Genomic DNA, 20,441 nt, shown 5'->3' with positions numbered 1-20,441 from the left:
ATCAAGGAAGACGAATATGACCGTTGCACCCGCTCACCCGCCCGCTGCATCCCTGAGCCAGGACCGAAACGCCCTCATCAACATGAGTGAGCGCATGGTCGAGGCCTGCCCGGACATGCGCGAAATGGCCCGCAGCATCGCCCGAGAAGTCCTCCTGCGCCAGACCGGTCACGACATCGAGCCTGATACCGTTTACTGGCACCGCTTCCACACGGCAGTCAGCAGTCCGCGGTCATTCAATGGCTGGGAGCACCGCGACGCACCCTATCAATCGATGACCCTCCCGCAACTGGTCATGCACCGCTTCAACCCCCACGATCAGGACAACGCCGACACCCTGCAGATGCTTAGCGGGTTCTACACCGCAGGCCCCGATGCAGAAGCGTTCGATGAACGAAACGAGGTCAGGGTGTTGCCCGCCCAGGTCATGACTGAGTTTTGGTCCGTGGACTTCAAATCGCGCTATCAGGAAAAGCTGAAGGCGTTCTGGCGCGACTTCGCCGACAATTTTCGCACCATGGCCAAAGCCAACTTCATTGCCAGCGCCTTCGAAGACCAACAGGCCGGCTGGCTCAGTGAAGAAGATCTGCAAAGCGTCTTGCGTGCGGCTAACGTTGAACCGTCCGAGTCGCCGAGCCTGCAAACCCTGCAGGCTAGTGCGCCGGCCAGCGCTGACGCGAAAGTCTGGACCTTCGACGTGATCGGCTACGAAGCCAGCGACGTCTTGCGCATCGTGACCGCAGAAGGCCGGCAAATTCTCTACACCCCCGGCGAAGTGCAGGCCTTTCATGCCTTCGCCACGCCCGAAGAGCTGCATGGGTGGCTGCTGTCGCAGAACAACCGCCCAGAACGCCGCGCGCGTTTCATGGGCCATTTCCCGTTGTCGGCACACGGAGCGGCTGACAACAACATCGGGCTGTTCCATGGCCTGGATGTGCTCTACACCTCATGGGGATCCGCTCATCCCGGTCTGATCAATCAACACAGTCGGCCCGTGTCGGGAGACCCGTTCAGCCATTTGCGCGACGCGATCCGAGCTCGGATGTTTGCCGACGCAGACCTGGCGCTGCATTCCAACGGCGACCTGCGCAAACAGATGTGGATCGGCTATCTGCGGTCGTTCTCCCAGCTTTCCGGTGCGCTGGCGGCGATTGACTGGCCGATTGCGCTGGCAGCCGTGGGTGCCGGCATCGCCGACATGGGCCTCAACATTGATCAGGCCGTGAACGGGGCAAGCACGGCGCAACGCAAGGCAGGGGTCATCGGCGCTGTGACCGCCAGCATCGACGTCTTGTTCAACAGCACCTTTCTTATCGGCGGGGAGGCGATGCCGGAAGGCGAGTTGCTGCAGCCTGAACCCGAGGGAGAGCTGGCACCGGAAGTCGATGAGCCCACCGATGAGTTAGTTCAGACGCCGGGCGTGGAACCAGAATCCGTTTACCCCTTTGAGCGCGACGATGCGTTGGCCTACTTCGAGACCAACATGCTGCTGGATGCCTTCGAACCCGTGCGTGAAGAAGGTCGCATGAAGGGCATCTACCTGACCGATCAGGGCGAAACCTTCATCGAGATCGATGGCTTCGCCTACGCCGTTCGCTACATCAACGAGCTGAAATGCTGGGCCATCATCGACCCTGCAAACCCCTACTCCTTTTACCGAAACATGCCTGTGCGCCTTAACGCTGCCGGCACCTGGGAGCCCGTCACTCCCTTGCACCTGTCAGGCGGCGGGAAGGTGCTCGGCAAGATGGGGCCCGGTCGTGGGGTCGGCGTTTCTCCCCAGACGACCACCCTCCCCAGCCCATACGAAGTGCCAGCGGCGCTGAGGACTGAAGTCATGGATGGCGCGCAATATGGCGGCCGCTTTGTCGACGATCGCTATCACAGCCCCGATTTTGACAAACCTGATCCCTATGACGACTTCAAGCGCATCCGTCGCAATCTGCGCGATGACGCCAACGCCTTCTTCAACACGCTCGAACTGCCAAAGCGTCCAGACATGCCAGAGCTGAGTGCCAACGCGCCGCTCAAACGTGCGCTCAAGATCGTATTCAAACGTTCATCGGGCCTGGTCATCGGCGAGAGCCATGCAGGGATCGGCAGCAAACAGTTTCTGATCGAACAGATGCCGCTGCTCACCAAGCTCAAGGTGAAAACCCTGTACATGGAGCACGTGCTCACCGACTTTCATCAGGTGGATCTCGATACGTTTTCGAGAACGGGCACTCTGTCGCCTCAGCTTGAGGACTACATCAAGGCGCTGGACAAAGGCCATCGAACTGATCCAAACGGCAAATACACCTTCATGGCCGTTTTCAAAGCCGCGCAAGAAAACCGCGTGCGCATCCGCGCCATCGACTGCATGGCGAGTTACCGCGTCGACGGCATGGACGGCGCGGAGCAAGGGCTGCGGCAGAAGGTGATGAATTACTACGCCAAGGGCGTGATCGACGCAGACCAAGGGGCGAGAAGCGGCGGCCACTGGGTAGCACTGGTGGGTAATTCCCACGCCAATACGTATCAGGGCGTCCCCGGTCTCGCGGAACTGGAAGGCGCGGTAGGGCTGCGCATTGAAGACGTTCGTGTGGCTGAATCGGCTGGAATAACGCCAGACCCCGGCGTTGAAATGACCGATACGGTGGGCCGTCGTGCGGGACGCGTACAGAGTGATCTGCGTCTGCAAGTGCTCGTCGCCCCGCCCCGGATTGAGCTCAGCCTGGAGAACAAACTGCTCCGAGCGGGCATGTTCACCCTCGATGACAGTGGTGGTCACCTCGCCATCGTCCACCGCAGCAACGAAGGCATTGCGGTTCGTACCGAGATCAAACGAGAGGGCAAGCGCATCTATATCGATCGGCCGAAATGGCAGCGGGTGAGCGGACGTCGGTTTGAGACGTTGGCGGATCTGACGACGGCGCTGGAGCTGATGGGGATGACGTTGGTGCGTTGAGACTTTGTGAAGCTTTGAATGCAAAAAAGCCGGGGGCTGCGTTGATGGCCCCCGGCCTTTAGGCTACGACGTTATAACGAGTTCAGATCAGAAGTTGATCATTCCCACTCAATCGTCGCAGGCGGCTTGCTCGACACGTCGTACGTCACGCGCGAAATGCCTTCGATCTCATTGATGATTCGGCCACTGACCGTTTCCAGCAGTTCGTAAGGCAGGTGTGCCCAACGTGCGGTCATGAAGTCGATGGTTTCCACGGCACGCAGGGCGACGACCCAGGCGTAACGACGGCCGTCGCCGACCACGCCAACCGATTTCACCGGCTGGAATACGACGAAGGCCTGGCTGACTTTGTGGTACCAGTCGGCTTTGCGCAGTTCTTCGATGAAGATGTGGTCGGCGCGACGCAGCAAGTCGGCGTATTCCTTCTTCACTTCACCGAGGATGCGCACGCCCAGGCCCGGGCCCGGGAATGGGTGGCGGTAGACCATGTCGTACGGCAGGCCCAGTTCCAGGCCCAGACGACGGACTTCGTCCTTGAACAGTTCGCGCAGCGGCTCGACCAGTTTCAGGTTCATCTCTTCCGGCAGGCCGCCCACGTTGTGGTGCGACTTGATGACGTGGGCCTTGCCGCTTTTGGCGCCAGCGGACTCGATCACGTCAGGGTAGATGGTGCCCTGGGCCAGGAACTTGATGTTGTCGAGCTTGGTCGACTCGGCGTCGAAGACGTCGATGAAGGTGCGCCCGATGATCTTGCGCTTCTTCTCTGGATCGCTTTCGCCAGCCAGGTTGTTGAGGAACTGGTCCTCGGCATTGGCGCGGATCACCTTGACGCCCATGTTCTCGGCGAACATGGCCATGACTTGCTCACCTTCGTGCAGACGCAGCAGGCCGTTGTCGACGAAGACGCAGGTCAGTTGGTCGCCGATGGCTTTGTGCAGCAGCGCTGCGACCACCGAGGAGTCAACACCGCCGGACAAGCCCAGCAGTACGTTGTCGGTGCCGACCTGGGCGCGAACCTGGGCGATGGCGTCTTCTGCGATTTTCGACGGGGTCCACAGCGCTTCGCAGCCGCAGATGTCGAGGATGAAGCGCGACAGGATGCGACCGCCCTGCTTGGTGTGGGTCACTTCCGGGTGGAACTGCACGCCGTAGTAACCGCGGGTGTCGTCGGCCATGCCGGCGATCGGGCAGCTCGGGGTGCTGGCCAGTACGTGGAAGCCTTCCGGGATCTCGGTGACTTTGTCGCCGTGGCTCATCCACACGTCGAGACCGAAAACGCCATCGGCGTCGACGTGGTCTTCGATGCCATCCAGCACGCGGCTCTTGCCAACGATATCGACGCGGGCGTAACCGAACTCACGCATTTCGGAGCCGGCCACGCGGCCACCGAGCTGCTCGGCCATGGTTTGCATGCCGTAGCAGATACCGAAGATCGGCACGTTCAGGTCGAACACGGCCTGCGGCGCGCGCGGGCTGTCGGCAACGTGGACGGACTCGGGGCCGCCGGCGAGGATGATGCCTTTCGGGGCGAATTCGCGGATCGCTTCGTCCGACATGTCGAACGGGTGCAGTTCGCAGTAAACGCCGATTTCGCGAACGCGACGGGCGATCAGCTGGGTGTACTGGGAACCGAAGTCCAGGATCAGGATGCGGTGGGCGTGAATGTCGAGGGCCATGAGAGGACTCTAGATAGAGCAGCTTCAAGCCTCAAGCTTCAAGCTGCAAGGTGTTGGGGGCCGCAGATCCGTAGCGACAGGCCTAGAGGCGGTGCCGCTACAGATCGCTTGTAGCTAGTAACTATCAACTTGTGGCTGGAGGCGTCAGCCGACGCGGTAGTTCGGCGCTTCCTTGGTGATCTGCACGTCGTGAACGTGGGACTCAGCCATGCCGGCACCGGTGATGCGTACGAATTCAGGCTTGGTGCGCATTTCGTGGATGTCGGCGCTGCCGGTGTACCCCATCGAAGAGCGCAAGCCGCCCATCAACTGGTGAACGATGGCAGTCAGCGAACCCTTGTACGCAACGCGGCCTTCGATACCTTCCGGTACGAGTTTTTCCGCGCCATCGGACGAGTCCTGGAAGTAACGGTCCGACGAGCCTTGAGCCTGGGACATTGCGCCCAGCGAACCCATGCCGCGATAGGCCTTGTACGAACGCCCCTGGAACAGCTCGATCTCGCCCGGTGCTTCTTCAGTACCGGCAAACATCGAACCCATCATCACGCAGTAGGCACCGGCAACGATGGCCTTGGACAGGTCACCCGAGAAACGGATGCCGCCGTCGGCGATCAGCGGAACGTCGGTGCCTTCCAGTGCCGAAGCCACGTTGGCGATGGCGCTGATTTGCGGGACGCCCACGCCAGCCACGATACGGGTGGTGCAGATGGAGCCAGGACCGATGCCGACCTTGACGCCGTCAGCGCCAGCTTCGACCAGCGCGAGTGCAGCGGCGCCGGTGGCGATGTTGCCGCCGATGACCTGCACGTCAGGGAAGTTCTGTTTCACCCAGCGAACGCGGTCGATCACGCCTTTGGAGTGGCCGTGGGCGGTGTCGACAACGATAACGTCCACGCCCGCAGCAACCAGTGCGCTGACACGTTCGCCGGTGTCTTTACCGGTGCCGACCGCAGCGCCGACACGCAGGCGACCCTGGTCGTCTTTGCTCGCCAGCGGCCAGGCTTTGGATTTCTCGATGTCCTTGACGGTCATCATGCCCTTGAGCGCGAACTTGTCGTCGACGATCAGGACTTTTTCCAGACGGTGCTTGTGCAGCAGATCGCGCACTTCGTACTTGTCGGCGCCTTCGCGGACGGTGACCAGACGCTCTTTCGGCGTCATCACTTCGCGAACAGGCACATCAAGGCGGGTTTCAAAACGGACGTCGCGGGAGGTCACGATGCCGACGAGCTCGCCGTCATGCAGGACCGGAACGCCGGAGATGTTGTGTTGACGGGTCAGTTCGAACAGATCGCGAACGGTGGCGTCAGCCTCGATGGTGATCGGATCCTTGACCACACCCGCTTCGAACTTCTTGACCTTGCGCACTTCGGCAGCTTGCTGCTCGACGGTCATGTTCTTGTGGATGATGCCGATGCCGCCTTCCTGAGCCATGGCGATTGCCAGACGGGCTTCAGTGACGGTGTCCATAGCGGCGGAAACGAGGGGGATGTTGAGTTCGATGCCACGGGTCAGGCGTGTTTTAAGACTGACTTCGTTGGGAAGCACCTCGGAATAACCGGGCACAAGGAGAATGTCGTCGAATGTAAGGGCTTCTTGGCTGATACGCAGCATCGCTGGGCTCCCGAGCGGGAAAATGGAAGCGCGCCATTGTACCCAGACACCTGCACTATCTCAATGTAAAGATCAGGCTATTTACGCATGAGCCGGATTACGGCGCCCAATGACAGCCGCGCAGATCTACATCCTGACGTTGACATGGGACACCGGCCGGTCCATTCGCTCGGCAAACGCCTCGACAAAACTGCTTTTGAAGCCGGCATCCAGCCAGTTGTTGAAGATGAACCCCAGATTCGAGAACCCGCACGGCTCAAGAAACAGAAACCCGTTGATGTCGTCTTCGTGGCGGCATTCGGGGCACATGAAGTTGTCGGTGTGGCCCGGCATCCAGTCTTCCAGGCTGTCGAACAGGGCTTCGCCGATCTCGCGCCGGCATTCCGGGCAACCGGCCTCCTCCTTGAAGCCCTGCTGCGGCGTATAGATGCAGCGCTTGAGGACGATTTCCAGACCGTTGACCGGTTGACCGAATGGCAAGGCGTCCGGGTTTTCGACGAAGCGTCGCGCGCCCGGGGCAACCGCGTAGGCCATGCGGTTGAAGCTGCGCCCACAGGTGGTCAGCGATTCTTCGACGACGTTCAGCTTCACCAGCCAGCGCAGGATCGCCCGCGCCTTCGCTTCGTGCGCAGGAAAGCTGGAGATTTGCGGGACGAGGATGCTTTGGGTGTCCATGACGGGCCTGTCTGACGAGTAATCGGGGGCGGCAGCTTAATCGCGCTGTCGGTGACGTCAAGTATGGCCGTCGGGGCGCGCGCCGTCAGCGATCTCATCTGGTGACCCGTGCCCCAATGCCTTTATGATGCCGCCATGATCAAAGACCCCTTCGCAAGACTCGGCCTTGACCGGGACGTCCTCACTGTCAGCCAGCTCAACGGCCGCGCACGCGTGCTGCTGGAAGATGTGTTTTCCAGCATCTGGGTCGAGGGCGAGATTTCCAACCTCTCGCGTCCGGCCTCCGGGCACGTTTACTTCACGCTGAAGGACTCCGGCGCCCAGGTGCGTTGCGCGTTGTTTCGCAGCAACGCGGCGCGGGTGCGTCAGGCGTTGAAGGACGGCCTGGCGGTCAAGGTGCGCGGCAAGGTTTCGCTGTTTGAAGGCCGCGGCGACTATCAGCTGATTCTCGACACCGTAGAGCCTGCTGGCGATGGCGCGCTGCGTCTGGCTTTCGATGCGCTGAAAGAGAAGCTCAGCGCCGAAGGGATGTTCAGCGCCGAGCGCAAGGTCGCCCTGCCCCTGCACCCCAAGCGCATCGGCATCATCAGCTCCCCGACCGGCGCGGTGATTCGCGACATCATCAGCGTGTTTCGCCGTCGCGCCCCCCAGGTCGAACTCACTCTGATCCCCACCGCTGTGCAGGGCCGCGAGGCCATCGGCCAGATCGTGCGCGCCCTGAAACTTGCTGACGATCGCGGCTTCGATGCGTTGATCCTCGCCCGGGGCGGCGGCTCGCTGGAGGACCTCTGGTGCTTCAACGAAGAGGCCGTCGCCCGGGCCATTGATGCGTGCGTAACGCCGATCGTCAGCGCGGTCGGTCACGAAACCGATGTCTCGATCAGTGACTTCGTCGCCGACGTGCGTGCCCCGACCCCCTCCGCCGCTGCAGAACTGCTGGCGCCGGATTCAAGCGACTTGCAGCGCCGGGTCGACAGCCTGGAGCGCCGACTGATCAGCCGCATGCAGGACCGGCTGATGCGCGAGCAATTGCGCCTGGACGGGATATCCCGCCGCTTGCGTCACCCTGGCGAGCGTCTGCGTCAGCGCGCCCAGCGCCTCGACGATCTGGACATGCGCATGCGTCGTGCCTTTGAGCAGCAGATGCACAAGCGCCAGGTGCGCATGAGCCATCTGGAAAGCCGCCTGGCCGCGCAACATCCGGGACGCACGCTGATGTTTCTGCGTCAGCGCCTGGCAGTACTGGCCGAGCGCCTGCCCCGTGCGATCAAGGAAAACCTCAAGAGCCGTCGCCTGCAGCTACAAAGTCAGGTGCAGACGCTCAACGTGGTCAGCCCGCTGGCGACCCTGGGCCGTGGTTACAGTATTTTGCTGGATGAACGCGGCAGGGCCATCCGCGCTGCCGAGCAGACGCAACAGGGTCAGCGCCTGACGGCAAAACTGGCGGATGGCGAGCTGCAAGTGCGCGTTGAAGACAACCATCTGACACCTGTCACCCTTTCACTTCTGGATTGATCAATGCTGCCTCTTCTATCCCGCTCGTTGGCCACTGCCGCGTTGGTCTTTTGCGCTGCCCTGCCCGCCTACGCTGACAGCTACATTTCCCGCCTGCTCAACAAGCCGGTGCCGGGCGGCGTGGCGGTGGTCGATCTTGGCCCCGCCGCGCAAGCACCCAAGGCCACGTGGCAGGGCAAGCCGGTGCTGGTGGTCAAGGATCAGGACGCGCACTGGCTGGCCATTGTCGGCATTCCGCTGAGCGTCAAGCCAGGCACGTCGCAGCAGGTCAGCAGCGGCGGCCGTAACCTGCCTTTCGTGGTGGGCAACAAGCAGTACCCGGAGCAGCGGATTACCCTGAAGAACCAGCGCCAGGTCAATCCCAACCCGGACGACCTCAAGCGCATTGAGCAGGAACTCGATGTGCAAGTCCGCGCCTACCGTACGTTCAGTCCCGTGACCCCGAGCAACCTTCTGCTGGACAAACCGGTGGACGGGCCGCTCTCGAGCAAATTCGGCGTGCGACGCTTCTTCAACGGCGAGGAGCGTAATCCTCACGCCGGACTGGACTTCGCGGTTCCGGCCGGTACGCCTATCAAGTCGCCGGCGGCGGGCAAGGTGATTTTGATCGGTAACTACTTCTTCAACGGCAATACGGTGTTTGTCGATCACGGGCAGGGCTTCATCAGCATGTTCTGCCATATGTCGAAGATCGACGTGAAAGTCGGCGATGCCGTGCCGCGTGGTGGCGTGGTCGGGCGTGTGGGTTCGACCGGTCGCGCGACGGGACCGCACATGCACTGGAACGTCAGCCTGAATGACGCGCGGGTGGATCCGGCCATTTTCATCAATGCGTTTCAGCCGTAACGATTTAGAGGGCTGAGTAGCTCTGTAGGACCCCTGTAGGACCCGCTTTAGCCGGGAAGGCGTCAGGCGCTGCACTGCAAATCTGATGGCATGCGATCTGACCCCTTCCCGGCTGAAGCCGGTCCTACCATTGGAACGGCCGGTACGTTCAGACCGAATCGCACCAGCAATTAAATCGCGCACAGCATCAAAATCTGGCAATAGAATCTCAACCTGAAGTTTTTACCGGTTACTTCTCTCAATTTTTCCCAACCGCTTGCCAGCTTTCACCCCATTAGTTACGTTTGGCGACATGAAAACCTCTCACACCCTCATTCTGATGCGTCAACATCGCTGCCTCTGCCTCGTCAGTGCACGACTGCAAAGCTGAACGCGGTGCCTCGACGCTCACCCGCAGTGCTACTCTCGCATCAACCGGCTGGCCGCCTTCTTTCGGCCCTGAGTACAACAAGGATTATTCACATGACCATGCTCAAAGATCCCTCGACCAAGTACCGCGCCTTTCCTGTCATCGACCTGCCTGACCGCACCTGGCCTTCCAAGACCATCACTGCGGCGCCGATCTGGTGCAGTTCCGACTTGCGTGACGGTAACCAGTCGCTGATCGAGCCCATGGATGCGGTCAAAAAGCTGCGTTTCTGGAAGACCCTCGTGCAAGTCGGCGTGAAGGAAATCGAAGCCTCCTTCCCTTCCGCGTCGCAAACCGATTTCGACTTTGTGCGCACGCTCATCGAAGACGGCCACATCCCCGACGACACCACGATTCAGGTGCTGACTCAGGCCCGCGAAGACCTCATCGCACGGACGTTCGAATCCCTGCGCGGCGCCAAAAAAGCCATCGTCCACCTGTACAACGCCACCTGCCCGTCTTTCCGCCGCATCGTCTTCAACCAAGACAAAGCCGGCGTTAAAGCCATCGCCGTGAATGCCGCTCAGCTGTTCGTCAAATACGCCGCCCTGCAGCCAGAAACCCAATGGCAGTTCGAGTACTCGCCTGAAACCTTCAGCGCCACCGAGCTGGAGTTCGCCAAGGAAGTCTGCGACGCCGTGATCGAAGTGTGGAACGCGACGCCGCAGAACAAGGTGATCCTCAATCTGCCGGCAACCGTCGAAGTCGCCACCCCGAACATCTACGCCGACCAGATCGAATGGTTCTGCCGCAACATTTCACGCCGTGACAGCGTGATCATCAGCCTGCATACCCACAACGACCGAGGCACCGGCGTGGCGGCGACCGAGCTGGGCCTGATGGCCGGCGCGGATCGCGTTGAAGGCTGCCTGTTCGGCAACGGCGAGCGCACCGGCAACGTCGACCTGGTGACGGTCGCGCTGAACATGTACACCCAGGGCCTGAATCCACAGTTGGACTTTTCCGACATCGACGGCGTGCGCAAGGTCGTCGAGGAGTGCAACCAGATTCCGGTGCACCCGCGTCACCCGTATGTCGGCGACCTGGTGCATACCGCGTTCTCCGGCTCCCACCAGGATGCGATCCGCAAGGGCCTCACCCAGCAGAAAGAAGGCACGATGTGGGAAGTGCCGTACTTGCCAATCGACCCGGCCGACATTGGCCGCAGCTACGAGGCGGTGATCCGCGTCAACAGCCAGTCGGGCAAGGGCGGGATCACTTACCTGCTGGAACAGGAATACGGTATTTCCCTGCCGCGTCGCATGCAGATCGAGTTCAGCCAAGTGGTTCAGGGCGAGACCGATCGACTGGGCCTGGAGATGACCGCTCAGCAGATCTACTCGCTGTTCAAGCGTGAATACCTGCAGGCCAACAAGCCGTACGCGCTGGTCAGCCATCGTCTGCAAGAAGAAAACGGCAACAGCGCAGTCGAAGTGGTCGTGACCGGAATGAGCGACAGCGAAAGCAATCTGCGCTGGAAAGGCACCGGCAACGGCGCCTTGGAAGCGCTGGTCGCTGGTCTCCCGGTGTCAGCCGAGATCATGGACTACAACGAACACGCCATCGGCGCAGGCACCACGGCGAAGGCCGCCGCTTACATCGAGTTGCGTGTGAACGGTGACCGGGCGGTGCATGGCGTCGGCATCGACGAAAACATCACCACGGCCAGCTTCAAGGCGCTGTTTAGCGCTCTCAATCGTGGCTTGCTGCAGGCTGACGCGACAAAAGCGGCATAACTGCCGGCAATCATTCCTACGATAAAAAAGGCCCTGAAGTGCAAGCTTCAGGGCCTTTTGTTTGAGCGCCGGATTATCAGGCCGTGGTGTCGACTTTGACTTTCATCAAGTTCAACAGGGACGCCTGCAATGCGCCCAGCTGCGCCATGGTCCCGGAAATCTGCTGCTGGATCGCCATGACCTGCGTGGCCTTCAATTCATCGGGTGTCTTGCTGCCCTGGATCGCGGCCAACTGAGCCTGCTGCTGCTGGAGCATTTTCTGGGTTTGCTGAATCTGCTCCTGCAACTGCTTGATCATCTCCTCCTTCATGCTCGGCGCGTCGCCTGACTCACTGGCGCCGGCCGCCTTGGAGTCGCCATACACATTGCCACGCAGCTCGACGCTGGCGGTCTTGGCATCGCTCTTGGTGGAGTCGTCAGTTTTGACGGCAGCCGTGAACACGCTGGAGTAAGCGCCCAACGAACTGGTGTTGATGGTGGTCATGATGAACTCCTTATGAGGTGCACTTTGTATCGGCCAGCGTACAAACATCTGAAGTCGGATTTATTGCAGACGCAAATACGCCCCACGACCGAGGTCATGGAGCGGGTTATGTTTGAATCAGTGAATCAGGCGGTGGTGTTGATGCTGCCGGACTTCTGCAGTTGTAGAAGCGCCGCCTGCTCCGTGGACAGGCTGGCGGTCGTCGACGAGATCTGTCCCTGAATGGCCATCACCCTTGCCGATTTCTCCTCATCGGAACCCGAACTTGCCTGAGCGGCAGCGAGTTGCTGTTGCTGCTCCTGCAGGCGCTTCTGGGTTTCCTTGATCTGCTCTTCCAGCTTCTCGATGGCCTGCTCGCTGGTGCTGGAAGAATCAGACGCGCCGCCTGCCCCACCGGCACCGCCAGCGCCACCCGCTGCAGTCGTTGTCGTCGATGCAGACACCGAAGTGGCATCTGTCGTGGTGGAGGTGTCGCTGTCTGCCGCCGTCGTCGTGGCGTCTTTCTTGACCGCCACGGTGAAGCTGGTGGAATACGAACTCAATGAGGATGTGCTGATGGTGGTCATACCGATCTCCTGTCTGGGTACAACCGCTATCGACCACTCGCCCACTAACTCTATGACGTTACTGTATCTCGAATGTATCAGCGTCGAGACAGGCCGGGAATTTCTCGCGGTAGGCCGCCAGGCTCTGCGCTGACAGGCTGACCTGAAACACCCCGTCCGCCTCGCCGATGTTGAGCAGGCTCTCGCCCTGAAAATCCAGCACCTGGCTGTCGCCCGTGTAGGCGAAGCCCTTGCCATCAATCCCCACACGATTCACCGCAGCGACGTAACACAGGTTCTCGATGGCGCGCGCCGGCAGCAAGCGGTTCCAGTGCAGACGGCGAGCACCCGGCCAGTTGGCGGTATAGAGCAGCAGATCGGTGTTGTGGGCGTCACGGCTCCACACCGGAAAACGCAGGTCGTAGCAGATCAGCGGACGAATCCGCCAGCCCTTGAGCTCGAACTGCACCTGGCGCTCGCCCGGACTGTAATGCTCGTGCTCGCCGGCCATCCGGAACAGATGGCGCTTGTCGTAATGCAGCAGCTCGCCGTCCGGCCGCGCCCACAGCAAGCGATTGCGATGGCTGCCGTCAGCAGCGCGAATGATCACGCTGCCGGTCACCACGGCATCCAGTTGCCTGGCCTGCGCCAGTATCCACTGGGCAGTCGGGCCGTCTTCAGGTTCGGCCTGAGTTTCGGACGCCATGGTAAAGCCAGTGGTGAACATCTCCGGCAGGATCACCAGATCCGCGCCTTTGGCCTGGGCCAGCAGCTCTTCGAAGTGGGCGTGGTTCGCCGGGGCGTCGTGCCAGACCAACGTGGTCTGAACCAACGCGATATTCAGATTGGGCAGCGTACTCAGATCGCGCATAGCTTCTCCGCCGCCAGACGCAGCGTCTCCTCACGTTTGGGGAAGCACAGCCGGATCAGGCGCTGGCCTTCGGGCGGATTCTGATAGAACACCGAAATCGGAATGCTGGCCACACCGTGCTCGCGGGTCATCCACAGCGACATGTCGACGTCATTGAGGTCCGGGCGGATCTGCGAATAATCAACGAGCTGAAAGTACGTGCCGCTAGCCCGCGTGAAGGTGAAGCGCGACGCTTCCAGGCGATCGCAGAAATAGTCGCGCTTGGCCTGATAGAACGCTGGCAGTTCGTCAACGTGTTCAGGGTGCACCGCCATGAAATCGGCCAACGCCCATTGCAGCGGTGTCACCCCGCAGAACGCGACGAACTGATGGATCTTCCGCGCTTCGGCGGTCAGTGCCGGCGGCGCAACGAGGTAGCCGGTTTTCCAGCCAGTGACGTGGTAGGTCTTGCCGAACGAACTGACCACAAACGCGCGCTGGTAGAGTTCATCGTGGGCCAGCACGCTGGCGTGCTGCAGGCCGTCGAACACCAGGTGCTCATAGACCTCGTCGCTGAGCACGTAAATGTCCCGATCCCGAATCAACGCCGCCAGGCGGTCCAGTTCGTCGCGGGTGATCAACGCGCCGCTCGGGTTGTGCGGCGTGTTGATGACGATCATACGAGTGCGAGGGCTCAGCGCTGCGCTGAGCTTTTCCCAGTCGATGGCGAAGTCGCCATCCTTGAGCTGCACATGCACCGTGCGCCCGCCGGCCAGTTCTACCGAAGGGGCATAACTGTCGTAGCACGGGTCGAAGACGATGACTTCATCGCCGGCGCTCACAACAGTTTGGATGGCGCAGAAAATGGCGTGGGTGGCGCCGGGGGTGATGGTGATTTCGCTGTCGACGCCGACCTGACGGCCGTAGCACCGCGCAATCTTGGCGGCGACTTGCTCGCGCAGCGCCGGCAGGCCGGCCATCGGCGCGTATTGATTGTTGCCGTCCATGACGCGGCGGCAAAGGGCTTCACGCAATGCGTCGGGCCCATCGAAATCGGGAAAACCCTGAGACAGATTGATCGCCCCGGTTTCGGCGGCAAGCTGAGACATCACAGTAAAAATGGTGGTGCCAACGTTCGGCAGTTTGCTGGTGATCATGGGGTTTTCCTGCTCCACTCCCGACACCTGAAGGGCTCGGGGACCCGCAGGATAGCCCAGATGTCGCGCACAAAAAAAGGCGCCACTGGCGCCTTTTCCGAGAAAGACCTCTACACGATCAGCGCTTGTCGCGGCGCTTCTTGTCGGCCTTCTTGTGGTGCGACATCATCCGACGCTTCTTGTTGACCTGGCGGTCGGTCAGCGTGTTCTTGTTGCCTTCATACGGGTTCTCGCCGCCCTTGAACTCGATGCGGATCGGCGTACCGACCAGCTTGAGCACGCGGCGATAGGTGTTCTCGAGATACCGGACGTACGACTTCGGCACTTTCTCGACCTGGTTACCGTGGATCACGATCAACGGCGGGTTCGCGCCACCCAAGTGAGCGTAACGCAGCTTGATGCGGCGGCTGCCCACCATCGGCGGAGCGTGCTCGCTGACCGCATCTTCAAGGATCTGGGTCAGGCGGCTGGTCGGCCAACGGGTCACAGCGGATTTGAACGAGTTCTGCACCGACTGATACAGGTTACCTACGCCGGTGCCGTGCAGCGCCGAGATGAAGTGGATGTCGGCGAAGTCGACGAAGAACAACCGGCGCTCCAGCTCAACCTTCACGTAGTCGCGCTCGCTCGGCACCATGCCATCCCACTTGTTCAGCGCAATGACCAGGGCCCGACCGGATTCAAGGGCAAAGCCCAGCAGGTTGAGGTCGTGGTCGACGACGCCTTCGCGGGCGTCCATCACGAAGATCACCACGTTGGCGTCTTTGATTGCCTGCAGGGTTTTCACCACGGAGAACTTTTCGACTTCTTCGTGGATCTTGCCGCGCTTGCGGACACCGGCGGTGTCGATCAGCGTGTACTTTTCTTCGTTGCGTTCGAACGGGATGTAAATGCTGTCGCGGGTAGTGCCCGGCTCGTCGTAGACGATGACCCGGTCTTCACCGAGCATGCGGTTGACCAGCGTCGACTTGCCGACGTTGGGGCGACCGATGATTGCGATCTTGATGCCGTCCTTTTCGCTAGGACCCGGAATGCGCTTGGCTTCCTGACCTTCGGCAACGACTTCCTCTTCTTCGCCTTCTTCGACTTCGTCAGCGTCTTTCGGGAAATCGCGGAGGGCGATCTCGAGCATCTGCGTGATGCCTCGACCGTGAGCGCCGGCGACCGGAATCGCGTCACCCATGCCCAGCGGTGCGAACTCGGCGCGGGCCGTGTCAGGGTCGATGTTGTCGACTTTGTTGGCGACCACGTAGGACGTCTTGTTGCGCTTGCGCAGGTGCTCGCCAATCATCTGGTCGGCGGCAGTGAAGCCTGCTTTGGCGTCAACGAGGAACAACACGACATCGGCCTCTTCGATGGCCAGCAGCGACTGCTCGGCCATTTTTTCGTCCATGCCGTGTTCGTCACCGGAGATACCGCCGGTGTCGATCAGGATGTAGGAGCGCCCTTGCCACTTGGCCTCACCGTATTGGCGATCACGGGTCAGACCGGACAAGTCGCCGACGATGGCGTCACGAGTCCTGGTCAGGCGGTTGAACAAGGTGGACTTGCCGACGTTCGGTCGACCCACCAGGGCGATTACGGGAACCATGCGGCTCTCCACTTCGTTATTTCAGAAAATACAAAAGCCGCTGCAAGGCAGCGGCCGGAGTTCGGAGCAACGCCAAAGCGTCGCAGGCCCCATGAAAGCGGGGCCGCCTGGGGAAGCCGATACTCGACCGCCTCAAGCATAGACAGCCACTACTTGATCGTCAGCGCTTCCAGCTTGCCGCTGTTGCCGAAGACGTAAATGGTGCTGCCGGAGACCAGCGGGCGAGCACGCAGACCATCGCTGTCGATCTTTTCACGGGCGACGAAATGGCCATCGACCTGGCTCAGCAGGTGCAGATAGCCTTCCATGTCACCGACCGCGACGTAGCTGGAGAACACTTCCGGCGCGCCGAGTTGGCGACGGGCCAGCGAGTCGTTGCTCCACAGACCGGTGGAAGAGCGCTCATCGATGCCTTCCACGGTGCCGTTGGCAAGCGAAACGTAAACGCTGCCGAAGCCCTGCGCCACACCCGAATAACTCGAGGCATCACGCTGCCACAGCACACGACCGCTCTGCAGTTCCAGGCCGGCTACGCGGCCCTGATAGGTCGCGACATACAGCGTGTTGCCGGAAAGCAGCAAACCGCCGTCGATGTCGACCACGCGATCCAGCTCGGAACGACCTGTCGGAACGGCAACGCGCTGCTCCCAGGCCGGGACGCCGTTGTTGATGTCCAGCGCCACAACCTTGCCGGTCGACAGCCCAGCGATGGCCAACGAACTGGTGGCAATCGGTGCGCCGGTGCCCCGCAATGTCAGAACCGCAGGACTGCTCTCGTAGATCCAGCGCTGATCACCAGTGATGGCGTCATAACCGATAACCCGGTCATCCTGCGTCTGGGCAACCACGACACTGCCGTTGGTGGCCGGAGCGGACAGCACTTCGCTGGTCGCCTTGGCTTTCCACTTCTGCTCGCCAGTGGCTTCGTCGAGGACGATGACTTCGCCGCGCAACGTGCCCAGCATGACCAGACCGAAACCTACGCCGACGGCGCCGGATACCGGTTGCTCAAGCTCTTTTTTCCAGACCACGTCGCCGTTGCTGCGGTTGATCGCCATGACCAGGCCGTTCGCATCGGCAGCGTAGATGTTCTCGCCGTCGATGGCCGGAACCAGCATGTTGTAGATGTCGCCCTGACCGTCACCGACGGAACGGCTCCACAACTTCTGCAGGGTCACTTCTTGCTTGAAGTCGACGAGTTCTGCCGGTGGCAGCTCTTTTTTGCTGTTGCTGCTGCAACCCGCGGCCAGAATGGCCAGAGCCAGCAATGCTGCATGTTTCCAACGAATCACGTCACGCATCCCCTTTCGCCAGATCGTCGAGCTTCATTTGCAGACCGCCAACAGCCGCTTCTTCGGAAAGCGCCGCCTTGGCCTTTTTGTATGCAGCATAAGCGTCATCGGTGCGACCCAGCTGAACCAGCAGGTCGCCACGCAGCTCTTCACGGCTGGCCGCGAAAGACTGGTCGGCCTGACCGTCGAGCAGCTTCAGCGCGTCTTCGGCCTTGTTCTGTGCAGCGAGGACACGAGCCAGACGCTGACGGGCGATTTCACCCAGGGTCGCGTTGGCCGGCTTGTCGTTCACGGATTTCAGTTCGTTCGCAGCGTCATCCAGCTTGCCGGTGTCCACAGCCACTTTGGCCACGAACAGGCTGCCGTACTGGGCGTACGCGGTGCCACCGAATTCGCTCTTCAGCTTGCCGGCGATCTCGGCCAGACGGCCTGCATCAGCCTGGCCGCTTGGCGTCAGTGCGGTTTCCAGCAATTGCTGGTACAGCGCCGAACCACCCTGCGCCTGGTTGTTCTGATAGCGCTGCCAGCCTTGCCAGCCCAACACCACGATCACCGCGAGCAGGCCGCCGGTCAGCAGAGGCTTGCCGTTACGCTGCCACCAGTCCTTTGCAACCAGCTCATCATCATCGGTACTCGACACCCCAATACTCCTATTCGCTAAATCGGCTTTTATCTGCTTCAACCCTGCGAAATGCAGGTGGCCAGGTGCTCGGACAGAGCATCCCAGGCAATATTTTGTTGCTCGCCCTGACCACGCAGCGGCTTGACGCCCACTTCCTTGCGCGCCAGCTCTTCGTCGCCAAGGATCAGCGCGTACAGCGCACCGCTCTTGTCGGCCTTCTTGAACTGGCTCTTGAAGCTGCCAGCCCCGGCATTGACTTGCAGACGCAGATTTGGCGCCTGATCGCGCAAGCGCTCGGACAGGGTCAGCGCTGCCAGCTCGCCGGCCTCGCCAAACGCGCAGACGTAAACGTCGACCGTACGGGCGATTTCTTCGGGAATCTGCTCAAGGGTTTCCAGCAACAGCACCAGACGTTCGATGCCCATGGCAAAGCCCACGCCCGAGGTCGGTTTGCCGCCCATCTGCTCGACCAGACCGTCGTAACGGCCGCCCGCGCAGACAGTGCCCTGAGCGCCAAGCTGGTCAGTGACCCACTCGAATACGGTTTTGCTGTAGTAATCCAGGCCGCGAACCAGCTTCGGGTTGATCACGTACGGAATGCCCGCTGCGTCGAGACGCGCCTTCAGGCCTTCGAAGTGAATCCGAGATTCGTCATCCAGATAATCTGCCAACCTGGGGGCATCAATCAGCACAGCCTGGGTTTCAGGGTGTTTGGTATCGAGCACACGCAACGGGTTGGTCTTCAGACGGCGCTGGCTGTCTGCGTCCAGTTGCTCGTGACGCGCCGAGAGGTACTCGACCAGCGCTTCACGATAACGACCGCGGGCTTCACTGGTGCCCAGGCTGTTGAGTTCCAGTTTGACGGCATTGCGGATACCCAGCAGGCCCCACAGACGCCAGGTCAGAACGATCAGCTCGGCATCGATGTCCGGACCATCGAGGTTGAACACCTCGACGCCGATCTGGTGGAACTGACGATAACGGCCTTTTTGCGGACGCTCGTGGCGGAACATCGGGCCGATGTACCAGAGTTTCTGCACCTGACCGCCGCCGGTGATGCCGTGTTCGAGGACCGCACGAACGCAGGCCGCTGTGCCTTCAGGGCGCAGGGTCAGCGAATCGCCATTGCGGTCGGCGAAGGTGTACATCTCTTTCTCGACGATGTCGGTGACTTCGCCGATGGAGCGTTTGAACAGGTCGGTGAACTCGACGATCGGCATGCGGATCTGGCGATAACCGTAGTTATCCAGCAAACGCGAGACCGTGCCTTCGAAGTAGCGCCACAGCGGCGTCTGGTCCGGCAGGATGTCGTTCATGCCACGAATGGCTTGCAGAGACTTACTCACAAATATTCCTTGGAAACTGGGTTAGCCGCGCGCGATCAGCGCTGCGTCGGCCTCGACCTTTTCGGCCGCTCTCTGACGGATCAAGCGTTCAAGCTGTTCCACCAGATTGTCATTTGTCAGCTTTTGCGCAGGCTTGCCATCGATGTAGATCAGGTTCGGCGTGCCTCCGGTCAGACCGACATGGGCTTCTTTCGCCTCGCCGGGACCGTTCACCACGCAACCGATCACCGCAACATCCAGCGGCACCAGCAAATCTTCAAGGCGCCCTTCCAGCTCGTTCATGGTCTTGACCACATCGAAGTTCTGCCGCGAGCAGCTCGGGCAGGCGATGAAGTTGATGCCACGGGAACGCAGGCGCAGCGACTTGAGGATGTCGTAACCGACCTTCACTTCTTCAACCGGATCGGCTGCCAGCGAAATCCGAATGGTATCGCCGATCCCTTCGGCGAGCAGCATACCTAGGCCGACGGCCGATTTCACTGTGCCTGAGCGCAAACCGCCCGCTTCGGTGATGCCCAAGTGCAACGGCTGGATGATTTGCCTGGCAAGAAGCCGATAAGCCTCGACCGCCATGAACACATCGGAGGCCTTGACGCTGACCTTGAAGTCCTGGAAATCCAGACGATCCAGATGCTCGACGTGACGCAGCGCGGACTCGACGAGGGCCGCCGGCGTTGGCTCGCCGTACTTCTTCTGCAGGTCTTTTTCCAGCGAACCGGCGTTGACGCCGATACGGATCGGAATGCCGCGATCGCGGGCCGCCTCGACCACCGCGCGGACGCGGTCTTCGCGGCCGATGTTGCCCGGGTTGATCCGCAGGCAATCGACGCCCAGCTCGGCAACGCGGAGGGCGATTCGATAATCGAAGTGGATATCAGCGACCAGCGGGACCTTGACCAACTGCTTGATACGGCCGAAGGCCTCGGCAGCGTCCATGTCCGGCACCGAGACGCGAACGATGTCCACGCCGGCGGCTTCCAGACGGTTGATCTGTGCCACGGTAGCCGCGACGTCATTGGTGTCGCTGTTGGTCATGCTCTGCACTGCGATCGGGGCATCGCCACCGACCGGCACCGAGCCGACCCAGATTTTACGAGATTCGCGACGTTTGATCGGAGATTCGCCGTGCATGA

16 protein-coding genes are annotated in these 20,441 nt (G+C 61.0%); 4 read left to right on the top strand and 12 right to left on the bottom strand.

Annotated elements, in window-relative coordinates:
* The first annotated feature begins 16 nt into the window (after positions 1-16).
* On the top strand, positions 17-2,950 hold the full coding sequence (locus tag SLW74_RS00830; RefSeq protein WP_410927857.1) for a dermonecrotic toxin domain-containing protein: 2,934 nt from the start codon (positions 17-19) through the stop codon (positions 2,948-2,950).
* Positions 2,951-3,048: 98 nt separating this feature from the next.
* Here the strand turns inward: SLW74_RS00830 and guaA are convergent, their stop codons facing one another.
* From guaA to SLW74_RS00815, 3 genes are all read right to left on the bottom strand, one after another.
* Positions 3,049-4,626 carry a glutamine-hydrolyzing GMP synthase gene (gene guaA / locus SLW74_RS00825; RefSeq protein WP_065989987.1) on the bottom strand — a complete coding sequence of 526 codons (1,578 nt, stop codon included), beginning with the start codon at positions 4,624-4,626 and terminating at the stop codon, positions 3,049-3,051.
* Positions 4,627-4,770: 144 nt separating this feature from the next.
* Complete coding sequence (gene guaB / locus SLW74_RS00820; RefSeq protein WP_065989989.1) at positions 4,771-6,240, bottom strand: IMP dehydrogenase; 1,470 nt, start codon at positions 6,238-6,240, stop codon at positions 4,771-4,773.
* Between the two features lie 126 nt (positions 6,241-6,366).
* Positions 6,367-6,915 carry a sugar ABC transporter ATPase gene (locus SLW74_RS00815; protein ID WP_410927856.1) on the bottom strand — a complete coding sequence of 183 codons (549 nt, stop codon included), beginning with the start codon at positions 6,913-6,915 and terminating at the stop codon, positions 6,367-6,369.
* A 135-nt stretch (positions 6,916-7,050) separates the two neighbouring features.
* Between SLW74_RS00815 and xseA the strand changes: the two genes are divergently transcribed.
* The 3 genes from xseA to leuA all read left to right on the top strand — a co-directional run bounded on the left by xseA (position 7,051) and on the right by leuA (position 11,421).
* On the top strand, positions 7,051-8,430 hold the full coding sequence (gene xseA / locus SLW74_RS00810; RefSeq protein ID WP_065989994.1) for an exodeoxyribonuclease VII large subunit: 1,380 nt from the start codon (positions 7,051-7,053) through the stop codon (positions 8,428-8,430).
* A gap of 3 nt (positions 8,431-8,433) precedes the next feature.
* On the top strand, positions 8,434-9,276 hold the full coding sequence (locus SLW74_RS00805) for a peptidoglycan DD-metalloendopeptidase family protein (RefSeq protein ID WP_296315636.1): 843 nt from the start codon (positions 8,434-8,436) through the stop codon (positions 9,274-9,276).
* 462 nt (positions 9,277-9,738) lie between these two features.
* Complete coding sequence (leuA, locus tag SLW74_RS00800) at positions 9,739-11,421, top strand: 2-isopropylmalate synthase (RefSeq protein WP_192132305.1); 1,683 nt, start codon at positions 9,739-9,741, stop codon at positions 11,419-11,421.
* 76 nt (positions 11,422-11,497) lie between these two features.
* Here the strand turns inward: leuA and SLW74_RS00795 are convergent, their stop codons facing one another.
* The 9 genes from SLW74_RS00795 to ispG all read right to left on the bottom strand — a co-directional run bounded on the left by SLW74_RS00795 (position 11,498) and on the right by ispG (position 20,439).
* Positions 11,498-11,905: a hypothetical protein gene (locus SLW74_RS00795; RefSeq protein WP_065989998.1), complete on the bottom strand. Its 408-nt coding sequence runs from the start codon at positions 11,903-11,905 to the stop codon at positions 11,498-11,500.
* A 125-nt stretch (positions 11,906-12,030) separates the two neighbouring features.
* Positions 12,031-12,471, bottom strand: a complete 441-nt coding sequence (locus tag SLW74_RS00790; protein WP_296315429.1) for a hypothetical protein — start codon at positions 12,469-12,471, stop codon at positions 12,031-12,033.
* A 58-nt stretch (positions 12,472-12,529) separates the two neighbouring features.
* Positions 12,530-13,321: an amidohydrolase gene (locus SLW74_RS00785; RefSeq protein WP_065990001.1), complete on the bottom strand. Its 792-nt coding sequence runs from the start codon at positions 13,319-13,321 to the stop codon at positions 12,530-12,532.
* A complete protein-coding gene (locus tag SLW74_RS00780) occupies positions 13,309-14,457 on the bottom strand; it encodes a pyridoxal phosphate-dependent aminotransferase (RefSeq protein ID WP_410927855.1) in 1,149 nt (382 codons plus the stop codon). Before SLW74_RS00780 ends, SLW74_RS00785 begins: the two co-directional genes overlap by 13 nt.
* Positions 14,458-14,575: 118 nt before the next feature.
* On the bottom strand, positions 14,576-16,048 hold the full coding sequence (der, locus tag SLW74_RS00775) for a ribosome biogenesis GTPase Der (RefSeq protein WP_410927854.1): 1,473 nt from the start codon (positions 16,046-16,048) through the stop codon (positions 14,576-14,578).
* 149 nt (positions 16,049-16,197) lie between these two features.
* The gene (gene bamB, locus SLW74_RS00770) at positions 16,198-17,349 is read right to left on the bottom strand and encodes an outer membrane protein assembly factor BamB (protein WP_065990004.1); all 1,152 of its coding nucleotides are present in this window, start codon (positions 17,347-17,349) and stop codon (positions 16,198-16,200) included.
* Positions 17,342-17,980 carry a tetratricopeptide repeat protein gene (locus SLW74_RS00765; protein ID WP_410927853.1) on the bottom strand — a complete coding sequence of 213 codons (639 nt, stop codon included), beginning with the start codon at positions 17,978-17,980 and terminating at the stop codon, positions 17,342-17,344. The genes bamB and SLW74_RS00765 overlap by 8 nt, the downstream gene beginning before the upstream one ends.
* 38 nt (positions 17,981-18,018) lie before the next feature.
* Positions 18,019-19,308 carry a histidine--tRNA ligase gene (hisS, locus tag SLW74_RS00760; protein ID WP_410927852.1) on the bottom strand — a complete coding sequence of 430 codons (1,290 nt, stop codon included), beginning with the start codon at positions 19,306-19,308 and terminating at the stop codon, positions 18,019-18,021.
* A 21-nt stretch (positions 19,309-19,329) separates the two neighbouring features.
* On the bottom strand, positions 19,330-20,439 hold the full coding sequence (ispG, locus tag SLW74_RS00755) for a flavodoxin-dependent (E)-4-hydroxy-3-methylbut-2-enyl-diphosphate synthase (RefSeq protein ID WP_410927851.1): 1,110 nt from the start codon (positions 20,437-20,439) through the stop codon (positions 19,330-19,332).
* Positions 20,440-20,441 lie beyond the last annotated feature (2 nt).

Origin of the sequence: Pseudomonas sp. W5-36 (assembly GCF_046540455.1) — a bacterium.
GTDB classification, from domain to species: Bacteria; Pseudomonadota; Gammaproteobacteria; order Pseudomonadales; family Pseudomonadaceae; genus Aquipseudomonas; species Aquipseudomonas graminis_B.
Note: the sequence above shows the minus strand (reverse complement) of the source record. Positions and strands in the feature narration are given on the sequence as shown.